The 18980-nt window shown below is 62.4% G+C and carries 6 protein-coding genes; 3 read left to right on the forward strand and 3 right to left on the reverse strand.

Going from position 1 to position 18980, the window contains the following annotated elements; all coding sequences use genetic code 11:
* The first annotated feature begins 360 nt into the window (after positions 1-360).
* The 3 genes from AC0Z5Z_RS25725 (at position 361) to AC0Z5Z_RS25735 (ending at position 15546) form a co-directional block, all read left to right on the forward strand.
* Positions 361-13359, forward strand: coding sequence for a non-ribosomal peptide synthetase (locus AC0Z5Z_RS25725; protein WP_485611814.1), 12999 nt, complete (start codon positions 361-363; stop codon positions 13357-13359).
* Between the two features lie 192 nt (positions 13360-13551).
* On the forward strand, positions 13552-14364 hold the full coding sequence (locus AC0Z5Z_RS25730) for an alpha/beta fold hydrolase (RefSeq protein ID WP_485611815.1): 813 nt from the start codon (positions 13552-13554) through the stop codon (positions 14362-14364).
* 153 nt (positions 14365-14517) lie between these two features.
* The gene (locus AC0Z5Z_RS25735; protein WP_457262498.1) at positions 14518-15546 is read left to right on the forward strand and encodes a ParB/Srx family N-terminal domain-containing protein; all 1029 of its coding nucleotides are present in this window, start codon (positions 14518-14520) and stop codon (positions 15544-15546) included.
* 30 nt (positions 15547-15576) lie between these two features.
* Here the strand turns inward: AC0Z5Z_RS25735 and dsbG are convergent, their stop codons facing one another.
* Genes dsbG through dsbD form a run of 3 tightly spaced genes read right to left on the reverse strand, consistent with a single transcriptional unit; the run spans position 15577 to position 18937 of the window.
* On the reverse strand, positions 15577-16347 hold the full coding sequence (gene dsbG / locus AC0Z5Z_RS25740) for a thiol:disulfide interchange protein DsbG (RefSeq protein ID WP_095182173.1): 771 nt from the start codon (positions 16345-16347) through the stop codon (positions 15577-15579).
* A complete protein-coding gene (locus AC0Z5Z_RS25745; protein ID WP_485611816.1) occupies positions 16323-17204 on the reverse strand; it encodes a TlpA family protein disulfide reductase in 882 nt (293 codons plus the stop codon). The genes dsbG and AC0Z5Z_RS25745 overlap by 25 nt, the downstream gene beginning before the upstream one ends.
* Complete coding sequence (dsbD, locus tag AC0Z5Z_RS25750; RefSeq protein WP_406226889.1) at positions 17204-18937, reverse strand: protein-disulfide reductase DsbD; 1734 nt, start codon at positions 18935-18937, stop codon at positions 17204-17206. Before dsbD ends, AC0Z5Z_RS25745 begins: the two co-directional genes overlap by 1 nt.
* Between the last annotated feature and the right edge of the window lie 43 nt (positions 18938-18980).

The following is an 18980-nucleotide window of genomic DNA, read 5'->3' on the forward strand; positions in this document are numbered from 1 at the left end:
TTGCTGCCAATAGGTTAGTGGGAGGGCCTCGGGGGACGGCGCCGTCCTACACATCGAGCGACAAATTATGTTGAATGATAATGATTGTCAAATGAGAAAGAGAAGTAGTGCTGTAAGTCGATGTGTTTTGCCAACTGCGACACGCCGCCGCACCTTGGCCCCGCTGGACGTCGCCTCTGCCGACTAATTATTTCCACACTCCATCCGTTCTCATTGGTGAATGGCCCGGGTGCAGATCCCCGGCCTCAGCGCATTCCGATGCCTTGCGCGGTCGGCACAGACCGCGCACCGCACGCCTCTCGACAGGTGTGACGCAGCCACCCGATTCCACTTGCAAGCCGAATTCAGGCAGGAAACCTCATGACCGACGCGTTCGAACTCCCCAGCACCCTGGTCCATGCCCTCAAGCGTCGCGCAGTCCTGACGCCGGACCGACTGGCCTTGCGTTTTCTCGCCGAAAACCCGGAGCAGACCGTGGTGCTCAGCTATCGCGAACTGGATCAACGCGCGCGCACCATCGCCGCTGCGTTGCAGGCTCAGGCTGGATTCGGTGAGCGTGCGGTACTGCTGTTTCCCAGCGGCGCAGATTACGTCGCGGCGTTTTTCGGCTGCCTGTATGCCGGTGTGATTGCGGTACCGGCCTATCCGCCGGAATCCGCGCGTCGTCATCATCAGGAGCGATTGCTGTCGATCATCGCCGACGCCGAGCCCAAGCTGCTGTTGACCAGCGCCGATCTGCGCGATGCCTTGCAACAAATCGACGGCGCGCCGCCGCTGCTGTGTGTCGATACCCTCGACAGCGCACTGGCCGAAAGCTGGATTGAACCGAGCCTGCCGCCCGAACACATCGCCTTTTTGCAATACACCTCCGGCTCCACCGCGCTGCCCAAGGGCGTGCAAGTCAGCCACGGCAATCTGGTCGCCAATGAACTGCTGATCCGTCGCGGCTTCGGCATCGACGTCAACCCGGACGATGTCATCGTCAGCTGGTTGCCGCTGTATCACGACATGGGTTTGATCGGCGGTCTGCTGCAACCGATTTTCAGCGGCGTACCGTGCATTCTGATGTCGCCGGCGTACTTCCTCGGCCGGCCGTTGCGCTGGCTGGAAGCGATTGCCGAATACGGCGGCACCATCAGCGGCGGCCCGGATTTCGCCTACCGTTTGTGCAGTGAGCGGGTCAGCGAGTCGGCCCTTGAGCGCCTCGATCTCAGTCGATGGCGCGTGGCCTATTCTGGCTCCGAGCCGATTCGCCTCGACACCCTTGAACGCTTCGCGGAAAAGTTCGCTGCTTGCGGTTTCAGCGAAAACAGCTTCATGGCTTCGTACGGTCTGGCCGAGGCGACCCTGTTTGTCGCCGGCACGCCGCGCGGCACCGGCATCCCGGCGCTGCGCGTGGACGATCAGGCGCTGGCGCAAAACCGCGCCGAGCCGGGCGACGGCAGCGCGATCATGAGCTGCGGCATCAGTCAGCCTGAGCACGCGGTGCTGATTGTCGATCCCAACACGCTCGAGGAACTGACCGACAATGCCGTCGGTGAAGTCTGGGCCGCCGGCCCGAGCATCGCCCACGGTTACTGGCGCAACCCCGAAGCCAGCGCCAAGACTTTTGTCCAGCACGTCGGGCGCACCTGGTTGCGCACCGGCGACCTGGGTTTTATCCGTGACGGCGAACTGTTCGTCACCGGGCGCCTGAAAGACATGCTCATCGTCCGTGGCCATAACCTGTATCCGCAGGACATCGAGCAGACTGTCGAGCGCGAAGTCGAAGTGGTGCGCAAGGGGCGTGTGGCGGCGTTTGCGGTCACTCACAACGGCGAAGAGGGCATCGGCGTCGCTGCGGAAATCAGCCGCAGCGTGCAGAAAATCCTTGCGCCAGATGCGCTGATCAAAGCCATTCGCCAAGCCGTGGCCGAGGCGTATCAGGAGGCGCCAAGCGTGGTGGTGCTGCTCAATCCGGGCGCGTTGCCGAAAACTTCCAGCGGCAAACTGCAGCGCTCGGCGTGCCGCAATCGTCTGGCTGATGGCAGCCTCGACAGTTACGCGCTGTTCCCTTCGATCACAGCCGTGACGGAAACCGCGACCAGCAGCACTTCGGACCTTGAAGCGTTGATCGGGCAAGTCTGGGCCGAGCAACTCAACGTCAAGCAGGTCAGTGGCGACGACCATTTCTTCCTGCTCGGCGGCAACTCGATCGCTGCCACGCAAGTGGTGGCGCGGGTTCGCGAAGCACTCGGTGCCGAGCTGAGCCTGCGCCTGCTGTTCGAAGCGCCAACCCTGTCTGCCTTCGCCGCCGCTGTGGCGCAGCAACAACGGATTGGCGGCAGCGCCCAAGATGCGATCAGCACGTTGCCGCGCAGTGAGCCGATGCCGCAGTCGCTGGCACAAAATCGTCTGTGGATCACTTGGCAACTCGATCCACAGAGCAGCGCCTACAACATTCCCGGCGGCCTGCGCTTGCGTGGCGAACTCGACGAAGACGCCGTGCGCAAAAGCTTCCAGCAACTGATCGAACGCCATGAATCTTTGCGCACACGTTTCTTCGAGCGTGACGGCGTGGCATTGCAGCAAGTGCTCGCTGATGCCGAATTCAACCTGCAACTGATCGACATCAGCGACCTGCCAATGTCCGAGCGTGAAGCCCGTGCCGAGCAGATTCGCGAAGACGAGGCGCGCACTCGGTTCGATCTGGAAAAAGGCCCGTTGCTGCGAGTGACGCTGGTGCACCTCGATGATGAACAGCATCAATTGCTGGTGACCCTGCACCACATCATCGCCGACGGCTGGTCGCTGAATATTCTTCTGGACGAATTCTCGCGCTTATATGCCGCCGCTACCCAAGGTGGAACGGCGACACTGGCAGCGCTGCCCACGCAATACGCCGATTACGGCAACTGGCAGCGGCAATGGCTGGCGCAAGGCGAGGGCGAGCGGCAACTGGCGTACTGGAAAGCGCAACTGGGCGAAGAACATCCGCCACTGGAACTGGCCACCGATCACCCGCGCTCGGCCAGACACAACCACAGCGCCGCGCGCCACAGCGTGCGCTTGAGTACCGAACTCAGCGAGGCGATCCGCCAGACTGCGCAGGCTCACGAAGCCACGCCGTTCATGCTTCTGCTCGCTGCGTTGCAAAGTTTGCTGCACCGCTACAGCGGTCAGCGCGACATTCGCATCGGCGTGCCCAACGCCAACCGTCCGCGCCTGGAAACCCAAAGCCTGATCGGCTTCTTCATCAATACCCAGGTGTTGCGTGCGCAGATCGATTCGCGCCTGACATTTGCCGAGCTGCTGAACCAGACCCGCCAGGCCGCACTCGGCGCCCAGGCCCATCAGGATCTGCCGTTCGAACAACTGCTCGAAGCGTTCCCGCAGGCCCGCGAACAGGGACTGTTCCAGGTCATGTTCAACCATCAGCAGCGCGACCTCAGTGCGCTCAAGCGCCTGCCGGGTCTGCTCGCCGAAGAGCTGCCGTGGCACAGTCGCGAAGCCAAGTTCGATCTGCAGTTGCACAGCGAAGAGGATCGCAACGGTCGCCTGAGCCTGTCGTTCGACTACGCCAGCGAACTGTTCGACGCCGCGACCATCGAGCGCCTGGCCGAGCATTTCCACAATCTGCTCAGCGAAGTCTGCGAACGGCCGCAGCAGGCCATCGGCGATCTGCGCTTGCTAACGGTCAACGAGCAGAATCAGCAGAAAGACTGGAGCGTCGCTCCGTGCACCCCGGCGCAACAATGGCTGCCGGAACTGCTCGAGCAACAACTGCGCAAAAGCCCGCAACGCACCGCACTGCTGTGGGACGGCGGTACTATGGATTTCGCCGAGCTGCACGCGCAAGCCAACCGGCTCGCCCATTACCTGCGCGACAAGGGCGTCGGCCCTGACGTGTGCGTGGCCATTGCCGCCGAGCGATCGCCGCAACTGCTGATCGGCCTGCTGGCGATCATCAAGGCTGGCGGCGCCTATGTGCCGCTTGATCCGGATTATCCGGCCGAACGACTTGCATACATGCTCCGCGACAGCGGCGTCGAACTGCTCCTGACCCAGACGCAATTGCTCGAGCGTTTGCCGGCCAGCGATGGCGTCAGCGTGATCGCCATGGATGCGCTGCACCTGGATAAATGGCCGAGCCAGGCACCGGGACTGCGAGTGCACGGCGACAACCTCGCCTACGTGATTTACACCTCGGGTTCCACCGGGCAACCGAAAGGCGTCGGCAACACCCACGCCGCGCTGGCCGAGCGCCTGCAATGGATGCAGGACACTTACCGTCTCGACCAAGCCGATGTGCTGATGCAAAAAGCGCCGATCAGTTTCGACGTCTCGGTGTGGGAATGCTTCTGGCCGCTGATCAGCGGCGCGCGTCTGCTGCTTGCCGCCCCCGGCGAGCACCGCGACCCGCAGCGCATCGCGCAACTGGTCCAGCAATACGGCGTGACCACGCTTCACTTCGTCCCGCCGCTGCTGGCGCTGTTCATCGACGAGCCGCTGAGTGCCGAGTGCACCAGCCTGCGCCGGGTGTTTTCCGGCGGTGAAGCCTTGCCCGCCGAGCTGCGCAACCGGGTACTGACGCAACTGCCGGCGGTGCAATTGCACAACCGTTATGGCCCGACTGAAACCGCGATCAATGTCACCCATTGGCACTGCACAACTGCCGATGGTGAGCGCTCGCCGATTGGCCGGCCGCTGGGCAATGTGGTCTGCCGCATTCTTGATGCCGATCTCAATCCAGTGCCGGCGGGTGTGGCGGGTGAGCTGTGCATCAGCGGTATTGGTCTGGCTCGCGGTTACCTGGGTCGTCCGGCGTTGACCGCCGAGCGTTTTGTCGTCGATCCACTGGGTGAGCAGGGCGCCCGTTTGTACCGCACCGGCGACCGTGCGCGCTGGTCCTCGGATGGCGTGATCGAATATCTCGGCCGTCTCGATCAGCAGGTCAAGCTGCGCGGCTTTCGCGTCGAACCTGAAGAAATCCAGGCGCGACTGCTGGCGCAAAATGGCGTCGCCCAGGCCGTGGTGCTGGTGCGGGAAACCGCTGCCGGCGCGCAACTGATCGGCTACTTCACGGCGAGCGATGCGCATGAGAATGCCGATGAGCAAATCATTCGACTGAAAGCTGCCCTCGCTGCCGAGCTGCCGGAATACATGGTGCCCGCACGATTGCTGCGCCTTGATACGATGCCGCTGAGTCCCAGCGGCAAACTCGACCGCCGCGCCTTGCCCGAGCCGCAATGGCAGGTGCGTGAACATATCGAGCCGGTCAGCGAACTGGAGCAACAAATCGCCGCGATCTGGCGCGAAGTGCTGGGTCTGAAGCAGGTTGGCCTGCGTGATGATTTCTTCGCCCTCGGCGGTCACTCGCTACTGGCCACGCAAATCATTTCGCGCACACGTCAGGCCTGTGACGTCGAACTGCCGCTGCGCACCTTGTTCGAGCACAGTGAACTGGGCGATTACGCCGAGCAGATTCGCCTGATCCAGGCCAGCGGCCGCACCAATCAACAGTTGCCGATCGCAAAAATCGACCGCAGCCAAGCGGTGCCGCTGTCCTATTCGCAGCAGCGCATGTGGTTCCTCTGGCAGATGGAGCCGGACAGCCCGGCGTACAACGTCGGGGGCATGGCGCGCTTGCGCGGCGTGCTGCACGTCGAGCATTTCGAGGCGGCGTTGCAGGCGCTGATCCTGCGCCACGAAACCCTGCGCACAACGTTCCCAAGTGTCGACGGTGTCGCCCGCCAGCAAGTGCATGCCGAGACCGGCGTGCGCATGGGCTGGAAAGATTTCTCCAGCCTGCCGGCAGAAGTCCGGGAGCTACAAGTCCAGCAACTGGCCGATGCAGAAGCGCACCAGCCGTTCGATCTGGAAACCGGACCGCTGCTGCGTGCCTGTCTGGTCAAGACCGCCGAGCACGAGCATTACTTCGTCCTGACCCTGCACCACATCGTCACCGAAGGCTGGGCGATGGACATCTTTGCCCGTGAACTCAGCGCGCTGTATGAAGCGTTCGTCGATGAGCGCGAATCACCGCTCGAGCCGCTGCCGGTGCAATACCTCGACTACAGCGTCTGGCAGCGCAACTGGCTGGAGTCCGGCGAGCGCCAGCGCCAGCTCGATTACTGGACCGCGCAGCTCGGTCGCGAACATCCGCTCCTCGAACTGCCCGGCGACCGTCCGCGTCCACCAGTACAGAGCCATCAGGGCGAGCTGTTCCGTTTCGATCTGAGTGACGATCTCGCCGCGCGGGTGCGGGCATTCAATGCACAAAACGGTCTGACGTTGTTCATGACCATGACCGCCGCGCTCGCCACATTGCTGTACCGCTACAGCGGCCAGACCGACCTGCGCATCGGCGCGCCGGTGGCCAACCGCATTCGCCCGGAAAGCGAAGGGCTGATCGGGGCGTTCCTCAACACCCAGGTGCTGCGTTGCCAGCTCGACGGGCAGATGTCGGTCGGCGAACTGTTCGAGCAGGTGCGCCACACCGTGATCGAAGGCCAGTCCCATCAGGATCTGCCGTTCGATCATCTGGTCGAAGCCTTGCAGCCGCCACGCAGCGCGGCGTACAACCCGCTGTTCCAGGTGATGTGCAACGTGCAGCGCTGGGAATTCCAGCAGAGCCGCACGCTCGCTGGGATGACGGTCGAGTACCTGGCCAACGATGCGCGGGCGACCAAGTTCGATCTCAATCTGGAAGTCACCGACCTCGACCATCGCCTCGGCTGCTGCCTGACTTACAGCACCGATCTGTTCGACGAACCGACCATCGCGCGCATGGCCAGGCATTGGCGCAACCTGCTTGAAGCGTTGATCGCTGATCCGCAGCAACGGCTCAGTGAACTGCCGCTGCTCGACAACACCGAGCAACAGCAGCTGCTCGACAGCCTCGGCATCGAGCCGGGCGAGCATCGTCTCGATCAGTGCATCCATCATCTGTTCGCCGAACAGGCACTGGCGCGCAAAGACGCGCCAGCACTGACTTTCGCCGGGCAGACCCTGAGCTACGCCGAGCTCGATGCCCGTGCCAATCGTCTGGCCTGGGCGCTGCGGGAACGCGGGGTCGGCCCGCAAGTGCGGGTCGGTCTGGCGCTGGAGCGTTCGCTGGAAATGGTCATCGGCCTGCTGGCGATTCTCAAGGCGGGCGGCGCCTATGTGCCGCTGGATCCGGAATACCCGCTCGACCGCCTGCATTACATGATCGAAGACAGTCGCGTCGGCCTGCTGCTCAGCGATCGGGCGATGTTCGAAGCCCTCGGTGAGTTGCCGCCAAGCGTGGCGCGCTGGTGTCTGGAAGATGACAGCGCCGGGTTGGCCGACTACCCGGCCAGCGAGTTGCCGTTTATCAGCCTGCCGCAACATCAGGCTTATCTGATTTACACCTCCGGCTCGACCGGCAAACCGAAAGGCGTGGTGGTCTCCCACGGTGAAATCGCCATGCACTGCCAGGCCGTGATCGAGCGCTTCGGCATGCGCCCGGACGACTGTGAACTGCATTTCTATTCGATCAACTTCGACGCTGCCACCGAACGTCTACTGGTGCCGCTGCTCAGCGGTGCGCAGGTGGTGTTGCGGGCGCAGGGCCAGTGGGACGCGGAAGAAATCTGCGGCTTGATTCGCACGCATCGAATCAACGTCCTCGGTTTCACGCCGAGCTACGGCAGCCAGTTGGCGCAGTTCCTCGCGACCCAAAATGAAGTCCTGCCGGTGCGCATGATCATCACCGGCGGTGAAGCGCTGACCGGCGAGCATCTGCAGCGCATTCGCGCGGCATTCCAACCGGCGCAGTTTTTCAATGCTTACGGCCCGACCGAAACCGTGGTCATGCCGCTGGCCAGTCTGGCGCCGCAGGTACTGGAAGAGGGCGCCGGCAGTGTGCCAATCGGTAGCGTGATCGGCGCGCGGGTTGCGTACATTCTCGACGCCGATCTGGCCTTGGTGCCGCAAGGTGCGACCGGTGAATTGTTTGTCGGCGGCGCCGGTCTGGCTCAGGCCTATCACGACCGCCCAGGCATCAGCGCCGAGCGTTTCGTCGCTGACCCGTTTGCCGCTGAAGGCGGACGCATGTATCGCACCGGCGATTTGGTGCGCCAGCGTGCCGATGGTCTGGTCGAGTATCTGGGGCGGATCGACCATCAAGTGAAAATCCGGGGCTTCCGCATCGAGCTGGGCGAAATCGAAACGCGCCTGCTCGATCACCCTTCGGTCCGCGAAGCAGTGGTGCTGGCGCTGGATGCGCCGAGTGGCAAGCAGTTGGTGGGTTACCTCGTTACGGAGGTCGCCGGGCAAGGCGAAGCGCAACAGGCTGAACTGCGCGAAGCGCTCAAGTCGCACCTCAAGGCGCAACTGCCGGATTACATGGTGCCGACTCACCTGCTGCTGCTGGCGAGCATGCCGCTGACCGCCAACGGCAAACTCGACCGCCGCGCCTTGCCGGCGCCGGATCTGGAGCTCAATCGTCAGGACTATGTCGCACCGAGCAACGAGCTGGAACAGACCCTGGCGCAGATCTGGTGCGACGTGCTCAACGTCAGGCAGGTCGGCCTCAACGATAACTTCTTCGAACTCGGCGGCGACTCGATTCTGTCGATTCAGGTGGTCAGCCGCGCGCGTCAGCAGGGCATTCATTTCAGTCCGCGCGACCTGTTCCAGCACCAGACCGTGCAGACCCTCGCCGCAGTCGCCAGCCGCACCGAGCAGGTGATGGCCGAGCAGGGCCTGGTGGATGGCGAATCGCGCCTGACACCGATTCAGCACTGGTTCTTCGATACGGACATTCCCCAGCGTCAGCACTGGAATCAGGCGCTGTTGCTGGAACCGACTGCGCGCCTTGAGCCGCAACGATTGCAGCAAGCTTTGCAGGCGGTGATCGAACAGCACGATGCGCTGCGTCTGCGTTTCACTGAAACCGATGATGCATGGCAAGCGACGCATCAAGCGCTGACGAATGAGGATGTGCTCTGGCAAGTCAGCGTCGATTCGCTGGATCAGTGCGAAGCCCTGTTCGCCGACGCGCAACGCAGTCTGCATCTGCACAACGGCCCGTTACTGCGCGCGGTGCTGGTCGATGTTGCGGATGTTCAGCAACGCCTGTTCATCGCCATCCACCACTTGGTGGTCGACGGTGTTTCCTGGCGCGTGTTGCTGGATGATCTGCAAACCGCGTATCGCCAGCTCGACGCTGCGCAGCCGCTGAAACTGCCGGCGAAAACCAGCGCCTTCAAGGACTGGGCCGCGCGATTGCAGGCCTACGCCGGCAGCGAATCGCTGCGTGAGGAATTGAGCTGGTGGCAGGCGCAACTGGCCGGGCCGAGCGCTGATCTGCCTTGCGAAAACCCGCAGGGCGGCAGGCAGAATCGCCATGCGCAAACCGTCAGCGTACGGCTCGATGCCGAGCGCACCCGACAGCTGCTGCAACAGGCACCGAGCGCTTACCGCACTCAGGTCAACGACCTGCTGCTGACCGCGCTGGCCCGTGTGCTGTGCCGCTGGAGCGGCCAGCCCTCGGCACTGATTCAACTGGAAGGACACGGTCGCGAAACCCTGTTCGACGAGATCGATCTGACCCGCACCGTCGGTTGGTTCACCAGCGCTTATCCGCTGCGCCTGACTCCGCACAATGTCGAAGAGGCCGCCGGGCAGGGCGCTTCGATCAAGGCGATCAAAGAACAATTGCGCGCCGTGCCGCACAAAGGTCTCGGTTATGGCGTGTTGCGTTATCTGGCCGATGACGGCTGCCGGCAGAGCATGGCCGCGCTGCCGCAGGCGCAGGTCACCTTCAACTACCTCGGCCAGTTCGACCAGAGCTTCGGCAGCGATGCGCTGTTCCGTCCTCTCGATGAGCCAATCGGTGCAGCCCACGATCCGCAGGCGCCGTTGCCCAACGAGGTGAGTGTCGACAGTCAGATTTACGGTGGTGAATTGCTGCTGCGCTGGACTTTCAGTGCCGAGCGTTACGAGGCGCAAACCATTAACGATCTGGCCGCCGCCTACCTCGGTGAGTTGCAAAGCCTGATCGCCCACTGTCTGCAAGACGAGGCCGGCGGCCTGACGCCGTCGGACTTCCCACTGGCGAAACTGACTCAGGCGCAACTCGATGCGCTGCCGGTGCCGGCCGCGCACATCGAAGATGTCTACCCGCTGACGCCGATGCAGGAAGGCATGTTGCTGCACACCCTGCTCGAGCCGGGTACCGGCCTGTACTACATGCAGGATCGTTACCGCATCAACAGCGAGCTCGATCCCGAGCGTTTCGCCCAAGCCTGGCAAGCGGTGATCGCCCGTCATGAAGCGTTGCGCGCCTCGTTCTGCTGGAACGTCGGCGAAGACATGCTGCAAGTGATTCACACGCCGGGGCGCACGCCGATCGAGTATCTGGACTGGAGCGCCGTCGCCGAGACCGAGCAGGAACCGAAGCTGCAAGCGCTGCTGAAAAGCGAGCGCGAGGCCGGGTTCGATCTGCTCAATCAGGCGCCGTTTCACCTGCGCCTGATCAAGGTCGGCGCGGCGCGTTACTGGTTCATGATGAGCAACCACCACATTCTCATCGACGCCTGGTGCCGTTCGCTGCTGATGAACGATTTCTTCGAAATCTACAGCGCCCTCGGTGAAGGACGCGAAGCGCAGTTGAGCGTGCCGCCGCGTTATCGCGATTACATCGGCTGGCTGCAACGCCAGAGCCTGGCCGAGGCGCGGCAGTGGTGGCAGCAGAACCTGCAAGGGTTCGAGCGCACCACGCCGATCCCGAGCGACCGCCCGTTCCTGCGCGAACACGCTGGTGAAAGCGGCGGCATGATCGTCGGCGACCGCTACACCCGCCTCAATGTCGAGGACGGTGCACGGCTGCGGGAGCTGGCGCAGGCACATCAACTGACCGTCAACACCTTCGCCCAGGCTGCATGGGCTCTGGTTTTGCGGCGTCTGAGCGGCGATCGCGACGTGCTCTTCGGCGTCACCGTGGCCGGGCGTCCGGTGGAGATGCCGGAAATGCAGCGCACCGTCGGCCTGTTCATCAACAGCGTTGCCCTGCGCGTGAAGATGCCTGCGGACGATCAGCGCAGCAGCGTGCGCCAGTGGCTCAGCGCTTTGCTCGACAGCAACATGCAACTGCGCGAGTACGAATACCTGCCGCTGGTGAACATCCAGGAACAGAGCGAATTGCCCAAAGGCCAGCCGCTGTTCGACAGCCTCTTCGTTTTCGAAAACGCCCCGGTGGAGGTCTCGGTGCTTGATCGTGCCCAGAGCCTGAATGCGACCTCGGATTCCGGCCGCACCCACACCAATTTCCCGCTGACCGCGGTGTGCTACCCGGGCGATGACCTTGGCTTGCACCTGTCCTATGACCAGCGTTACTTCGACGAGGCGACGGTCGAGCGCATGCTCAGTGAGTTCAAGCGCCTGCTGCTGGCGCTGGTCGACGGCTTCCATGGCGACATGGCCGATCTGCCGCTGCTAGGCGACGAAGAACGCGATTTCCTCCTGCACGGTTGCAACCAGAGCGGCCACGACTATCCGCTGGAGCAAAGCTACGTGGCGTTGTTCGAAGCGCAGGTCGCGGCGCATCCGCAGCGCATCGCCGCCAGTTGCCTCGATCAGCATTTGAGCTATGCCGAACTGAATCACAACGCCAACCGCCTCGGCCATGCCCTGGTCGCTGCCGGTGTGCGCATGGATCAACCGGTGGCGCTGCTCGCCGAGCGTAATCTCGACCTGCTCGGCATGATCATCGGCAGCTTCAAGGCCGGCGCTGGTTATCTGCCGCTGGATCCGGGCCTGCCGAGCCAGCGTCTGAGCCGCATCATCGAGCTGAGCCGCACGCCTTTGCTGGTGTGCAGCGCAGCCTGCCTTGAGCAGGCGCAGACCTTGCTCGAGGAGTTTGGCTGTTCGAATCGTCCACGCCTGCTGGTGTGGGAAGAGGTGCAGGCGTCGGCGGCAGCGACGCACAATCCGGGCATCCACAGTGGCCCGGATAATCTCGCCTATGTGATCTACACCTCGGGTTCGACCGGGCTGCCTAAAGGCGTGATGGTCGAGCAGCGCGGCATGCTCAACAACCAGTTGAGCAAACGTCCATACCTCGACTTGAGCGAGGCCGATGTGATCGCGCAGACCGCCTCGCAAAGCTTCGACATTTCCGTCTGGCAGTTCCTCGCCGCGCCATTGTTCGGCGCGCGGGTCGACATCGTGCCGAACGCGATTGCCCACGATCCGCACGGTCTGCTGGCGCATGTGCAGGCGCAGGGCATCACTGTGCTGGAGAGTGTGCCGTCGCTGATTCAGGGCATGCTCGGCTCCGAGCGTCTGAGCCTCGACGGCTTGCGCTGGATGCTGCCGACCGGTGAAGCGATGCCGCCGGAACTGGCGCATCAATGGCTGCTGCGTTACCCGGATATTGGTCTGGTCAATGCTTACGGCCCAGCGGAATGCTCGGATGACGTGGCGTTCTTCCGTGTCGACATGGCCTCGACGCGCGGCAGTTACTTGCCGATCGGCACGCCGACCGACAATAACTTGCTGTACCTGGTCGATGGCGCGCTGGATCTGGTGCCTTTGGGCGCGGTGGGTGAGTTATGTGTTGCCGGCACCGGTGTCGGTCGCGGTTACGTCAGCGATCCGCTGCGCACCGCGCCGGTGTTTGTGCCGAATCCGTTCGGCGCGCCGGGCGAACGCTTGTACCGCACCGGTGACCTGGCGCGGCGCCGCGCTGACGGCGTGCTGGAATACGTCGGCCGCGTCGATCATCAAGTGAAGATTCGCGGTTACCGCATCGAGCTCGGTGAAATCGAAGCGCGCCTGCACGAACAACCGGAAGTGCGCGACGCGGCGGTTGGTGTGCAGGAGGGCGTCAACGGCAAGCATCTGGTCGGTTATCTGGTCGCGGCCGATGCAGCGCTCAATCCGGGCGAACGCCTGGAGCGGATCAAGCAGCGCCTGCGCGCCGAACTCCCCGAATACATGGTGCCGCTGCACTGGCTATGGCTGGAGCAGATGCCGCTCAATGCCAACGGCAAACTCGACCGCAAAGCCTTGCCGGCCTTGGAGATCGGTCAGTTGCAGAGCGAGGATTATCTGGCCCCGCGCAACGAGCTGGAGCAGACCCTGGCTGATATCTGGGCTGAGGTGCTGAAAGTGGAAAAGGTCGGCGTGCGCGACAACTTCTTCGAACTGGGCGGGCATTCGTTGCTGGCTACGCAGATCGCTTCGCGGGTACAAAAAGCCCTGCAACGCAACGTGCCGCTGCGCGCGATGTTCGAGTGCAGCACGGTGGAGGAACTCGCCGAATACATCGATGGACTGGCGGCCAGTGACATTACAGAGGAGAAGGTCGATCGGTTGAATGATCTGATGGCGGAGCTGGAGGGGTTGTAGTTCTCTAGTGTCTGTACTGGCCCCATCGCGAGCAGGCTCGCTCCCACACAGGATCTGTGGTGTTTACAAAACCCCTGTGGGAGCGAGCCTGCTCGCGAATGGCGTCTGTACATTGCCGTACATTTCCATCCTTGACGATCACCAACCGGCAGCTCAGTCTGCCGGTTCTGTTTTTTCTCGCGGAGGTGGTCGATGCCCTTTTTCACGGTTGACGGACAAGCACTGCACTACATTGATCAAGGCACCGGCCCGGCCGTGTTGCTGGCCGGCAGTTACCTTTGGGACCAAGCGATGTGGGCGCCGCAGATCGCCGCGCTGACCCCGCATTATCGCGTCATCGCCCTGGATCTGTGGGGCCATGGCGATTCCGGCAAGTTACCTGAAGGCACCACATCGCTGGACGACATCGCCCGACAGGCGCAGGCCTTGCTCGATCACCTGGACATCGACCGCGTCACCCTCGTCGGGCTTTCGGTCGGCGGCATGTGGGGCACGCGCCTGGCACTGTCCGCACCGCAACGTCTCAACGGTCTGGTGCTGATGGACACCTACGTCGGTGTCGAGCCGGAACCGACGCGCCAGTATTACTTCTCGTTGTTCAAGCAGATCGAAGACAGCGGCACCATCTCCGAACAATTGCTCGACGTCGTTGTGCCAATCTTCTTCCGCCCGGGCATCGACCCGCAGTCGGCGCTGTATCAGGACTTTCGCGCGAAATTGAAGGGCTATTCGCCCGAGCGTCTGCGCGAAAGCATCGTGCCGATGGGGCGCATCACGTTTGGCCGCAACGACCTGTTGCCACGGCTGGGCGAGCTGAACCCGGCGACGACGCTGGTGCTGTGCGGTGACCAGGACAAACCCCGGCCACCCTCGGAAGCCCGGGAAATGGCTGAGTTGATTGGTTGCCCGTGTGTGCTGGTGCCGGAGGCGGGGCATATCTCCAATCTGGAGAATCCCGCGTTTGTCACTGAGGCGCTGCTGGCGTTTCTCCGCGAGCGCAACTGACACACCGAGTGAGCTTCATTCGCGAGCAGGCTCGCTCCCACAGTTAATCGCATTCCATTGTGGGAGCGAGCCTGCTCGCGAAGGGGCCTCTCAGGTCACCATGCAATCACGAGTGTGAAACTCATCTATAAAAGCATTTGATAAGGGAATGACGTGCAACAGTTCTGGTGGCGTGACCTCAGGGATCTTGAGGACAAGTGGGTTGGGTTGAGTATTGAGGTCAACCGACCGAAATCAAGCAAACCGCCGCTTCATCTGCAAAGTGGTAACAACGGGCGGATGAAGTTGATGCTCAATGAAAGCCCACTCTTCTGGGCGACCATTGCCACCTCATATTACGGTGCTTGGCTGGTTCGCAATCCGCGGCCCGTTCAACTGGAATCGCCATCCGTGCCCCCCATCGTTTCGGCTGACGTTCAGGAGCACTTTGAATTACCCGTCCAAGAGCGCTTCCCGCGCTGGTGTCGCTATTTCATCAACCAGTTGATGAACAATCAGGCGGACTTTCTCTATCCCGGCCACTGGGTGGCGCGCCCTTTATTGCCAGCAGTTAGCCGATACAAACCCGTTGCCGGTCCGGATGGCTGGTATTTTTCCACCCCGGCCGAGGCGTCCAGCCATCTGCCCAACTGGTACGCGCGCGGGGAGGGCATTCTCGACAACGTGCAACCGCACACCGTGCATTGGCTTGATTGGGATCTGGGGCACTTGATCGGGCTGCACACGGTGGACCCTTTGGCAGGTCGCCTCAAATGGTGGCGCAAAAAAGCCAGGGAGGGCAGCTTGCCGCCGATCCTGCTCTGGTATGTGGGCGGACTGTGTTCTTACGTGATCATCGATGGACATTACAGACTGCAGGCCGCGCTCGATGAAGGTGTCAAACCTGATTTCATTGTCCTGAGCTCGACCAAAGCCCAGCAAGTCAAACCATGCGAAGCAACGCAACAGCGCGTGTTCGGTTCGTTGATGTTGCAGAACGCGAGACATCCCAAGTTCAACGTTCACACATTCAATCAGGCGCTGATCAATACGTTTGACGACCGTCCCTGGCATTGGGCAGGGACGCACGCTTGGGCCGGTATTCCTTCAGACCAAGCGTGGTGCGCTGAGGTGACAAGCTTTCTCACGGAACAGGGAAACACCGAGCACTTGCAGGACATTATCGAGCGGTGTGAGTACTGATAGACCCGCACCGGTCAGTGGTTGTGAAGACTATTTCGGCCCGAGAATCTTCACCAGCTTGTCCGGCGATGGCGCGCCTTGCTGTTGTTGCAACTCGCCTTTGTCGTCCATGTAGAAAATCGCCGGGGTGGCCTGCAGTTCGAGGTCTTCCATCAACTGCATGTTCGCCGCGAGTCTGGTTTGCACGGCGACCGGGATGTCTTTCAACGCCTTGAGGGCGCTGCCCTTACCGGCGCTCTCATGATCTTGCAGGGCTTTGGCCGGGTCTTTCGCCGCCAGCAGCGCGGCTGATTTGCCCGGGCTGTCTTCGCGAATGATGCCGACCATGATGTGGCGCAGCTGCACTTTGCCGGCCTTGACCCATGGTCGCGCCTGTTCCCAGAACATGTTGCAGTACGGGCAGTTCGGATCGCTGAACAGGTACACCGTGCGCGGTGCATCCTTGTTGCCGTCCTGAATCCAGTTGCTCGCCTCGAACTTGGCCCAGACTTCCTTGGACATCGGTGCGTAAACCAGTTTCTGCAGCGGCTCGCTGCTCAGGTCCTTGCCGTCGGCGTCGTACAGATTACCCACCACGACGTGCTTGCCGTCCGGGGTCAGGTACAGCGCCATGCCGCGATTCTGGTATTGCGCGGCGTACCCGCGCAGGCCATCAGGGGCGTCGAACTGGCCGACGATTTTCGCGCCCTTGGCTTCGATTTTTTTGATCGCTGCGGGTAGTTCTTCAGCGGCCTGCACCGACGGCAAGTGCAGCAGGGCAGTGCCCAGGGTCAGCGTCAGCAGGTGGCGGAGGCGGGGCATGGCAGTTTCCTTGCAGAGTTGGCCGGGGCAACGGCCTGATTCGGGCTTGAAGGTGAAGTGTCGAAGGTTTCCAGGGCGCGGGCGAGGCTGGCGTTCGACAGTTCGCCGAGGTGACTGGTCAGCAAGCGACCGTCCGGGCTATAGAACAGCGTAGTCGGTAACGCCATGGAACCCACGGCCTGACCGAGACGGCCGCGGCGGTCGAACAGCACGTTGTTCAGGCTCAGGCCCTGGGTTTCCAGGAACGTTGCCACGCTTTGCATGCTTTCGGCCTGATTGACGAACAAGAACGTCAGATCCGGGCGCTGTTGCTGGGCATTCTCCAGTACTGGCATTTCCCGCCGGCACGGCGGGCACCAGGTCGCCCAGAGGTTGATCACCAGCGGCCCGCCCTGATACTCACTGAGCTTGATGGTTTCGCCAGCGGCGTTGCGCAGGGATATATCCGGCAGGCGCGTACCCTGTTCGTAGATATTCAGCGACAGGGTGGCAAGCAGCCAGAACGCCACGCCACTGACCACGCCGAAGCCCAGCGGGCGGCGCAAAGCGGGCCGGCGCCAGCCGCGATACAACGCCGCCAGCAACAGCACGATGACCCCGGGCCAGGCGAGAAAACCGCCGTCGCGCAGATCGATGATCTGCCACGGGTCATTGCGATAGTGCGACCAGTACAGCGCGACAAACGCAATGCGCGCCGCAAGCATGCCCAGCAAGAACAGGCTGAACAGCACCGACTCGGGGTTCTCGCCGCCGCGCTTGGCCACTCGCCAGCCGACAAACGTCGCCAGCGCCAAAGCACTGATCAGCAGCAGGTGGTTGAGCGCGATGGCGAAGGTGCCGAGGGTGAACGTCAGCATCAGTTGGCATCTCGGGTGGCGGACCAGCGTTGCAGGAAGGTCTCGGCATCGACCTCGCCGGTGATGCGCTGGCTGCGGCGTTCTTCACCGTCGGCGCCGATCCAGATGAACGTCGGCGGCCCCGGCACTTTATAACGGCTGAGCAGCTCGCGGCTGGCGGCGTTATCGGCGGTCACATCCAGGCGCAGCAGGCGCACATCGCTCAGGGCCTGCATGACCTTGGCTTCACCGAACACCTTCTTCTCCATGACCTTGCACGACACGCACCAGTCGGCGTAGTAATCGAGCAGTACCCACTGGCCTTGAGCCTTGGCCGCATCGAGTTCGCGTTGCAGGGCGGCAGGTTCCTTGATCGTGGTGAAGGAATCGTGACCCGTCGGCGCCGCGCTGGCGACAGGGCCGGCGCTGTAGATCTGCAATGGCTGATACGGATCATCACTGCCGCCCGCCGCACCGATCACCAACAAGCTGCCCCACAAACCGAGCAACAGGGACAGCGCGCCAAACATCTGTGCGACGCGGCCAAAACCTTCGGATTGTTTCCAAGCGCTGTAAGCGGCGATCAACAGCAGAGCGCCACCCAGGCCCAGCCACAACGACGGATCCAGCACCGGGCGCAGCATCAACAATGCAGTGGCAAGAAAGAGGAAGCCGAATATGCCCTTGAGCAGATTCATCCACGCGCCGGGCTTGGGCAGGAATCGGTTGCCCACGGTGACCAGCAGCAACAGCGGCACACCAATGCCGATGCCCAGTGCAAACAGAATCAGACCGCCGTGCAAAGCGTTACCGCTCTGCGCGATGTACAGCAGCGCGCCGGCCAGTGGCGCGGTCATGCACGGCCCGACCAACAGACCGGACAATGCGCCCAGCACCCCGGCGCCGATCAGGCTGCCGCCGCTGCGGCTGCGCGACGCATGTTCCAGGCGATCACGCAGGGCCACCGGCAGTTGCAGCTCGAAGAAGCCGAACATCGGTAACGCCAGTATCACGAAAATCGCCGCAAACGCACCGAGCAACCACGGATTCTGTAACCACGCCTGCAAGTTCGCACCGAGCAGCGCAGCAATCACGCCCATCGCCGCATACACCAGTGCCATGCAGATCACGTAGCTGCTGGCCAAGGCAAACCCGCGCCGTGGTGTGGCGCCACTGCCGACGATCATCCCGGCGAGAATCGGCAGCATCGGCAGCGAACACGGGGTAAACGCCAACAGCAGGCCAAGTCCGAAAAACACCAGCAGACTCCAGCCCAGCGCCCGTTGTTGCAGACTGCTGGCCAAAGCCTGATCCGGGGCTTCAGCGCCTGTTGTTGCTGCGGCTTTGCCACCCAGATCGATCACCCTGGTTTGCGGTGGATAACACAGACCGGCATCGGCGCAGCCCTGATAACTGACCTTGATCTGACCGCTGGCCGCTGCCGGGATTTTCACTTCCAGCCCTTGGCGGTACACCGGCTGCTCGCCGAAGAACTCATCGCTGTGGGATTCGCCTTCAGGCAACACCGGCTGCAGATCGGCGGCCAGTCCATCGAATTTCAGGCGTTTCTGATACAGGTAGTAGCCGTCGGTGATCTGCCAGAACAGCTGGGTTTCGCCTGAATCCAGACGCTCGGAAGTCAACACGAACGCTTGGTCGACCGGCAAGAAGTCCGGTTTCGTATCGAAAGGATTGTTTCCAGCCTGGGCCAGGCCCGAGATCAGTAACGCAAACAAAACAAAAAAATGACGCATGGAGAAGCCTTGTCCCTGTGCAAGTGAGGTGCACAATGGGCAG

Source organism: Pseudomonas sp. 1L-E-NC-VB-C3 (genome assembly GCF_057291535.1).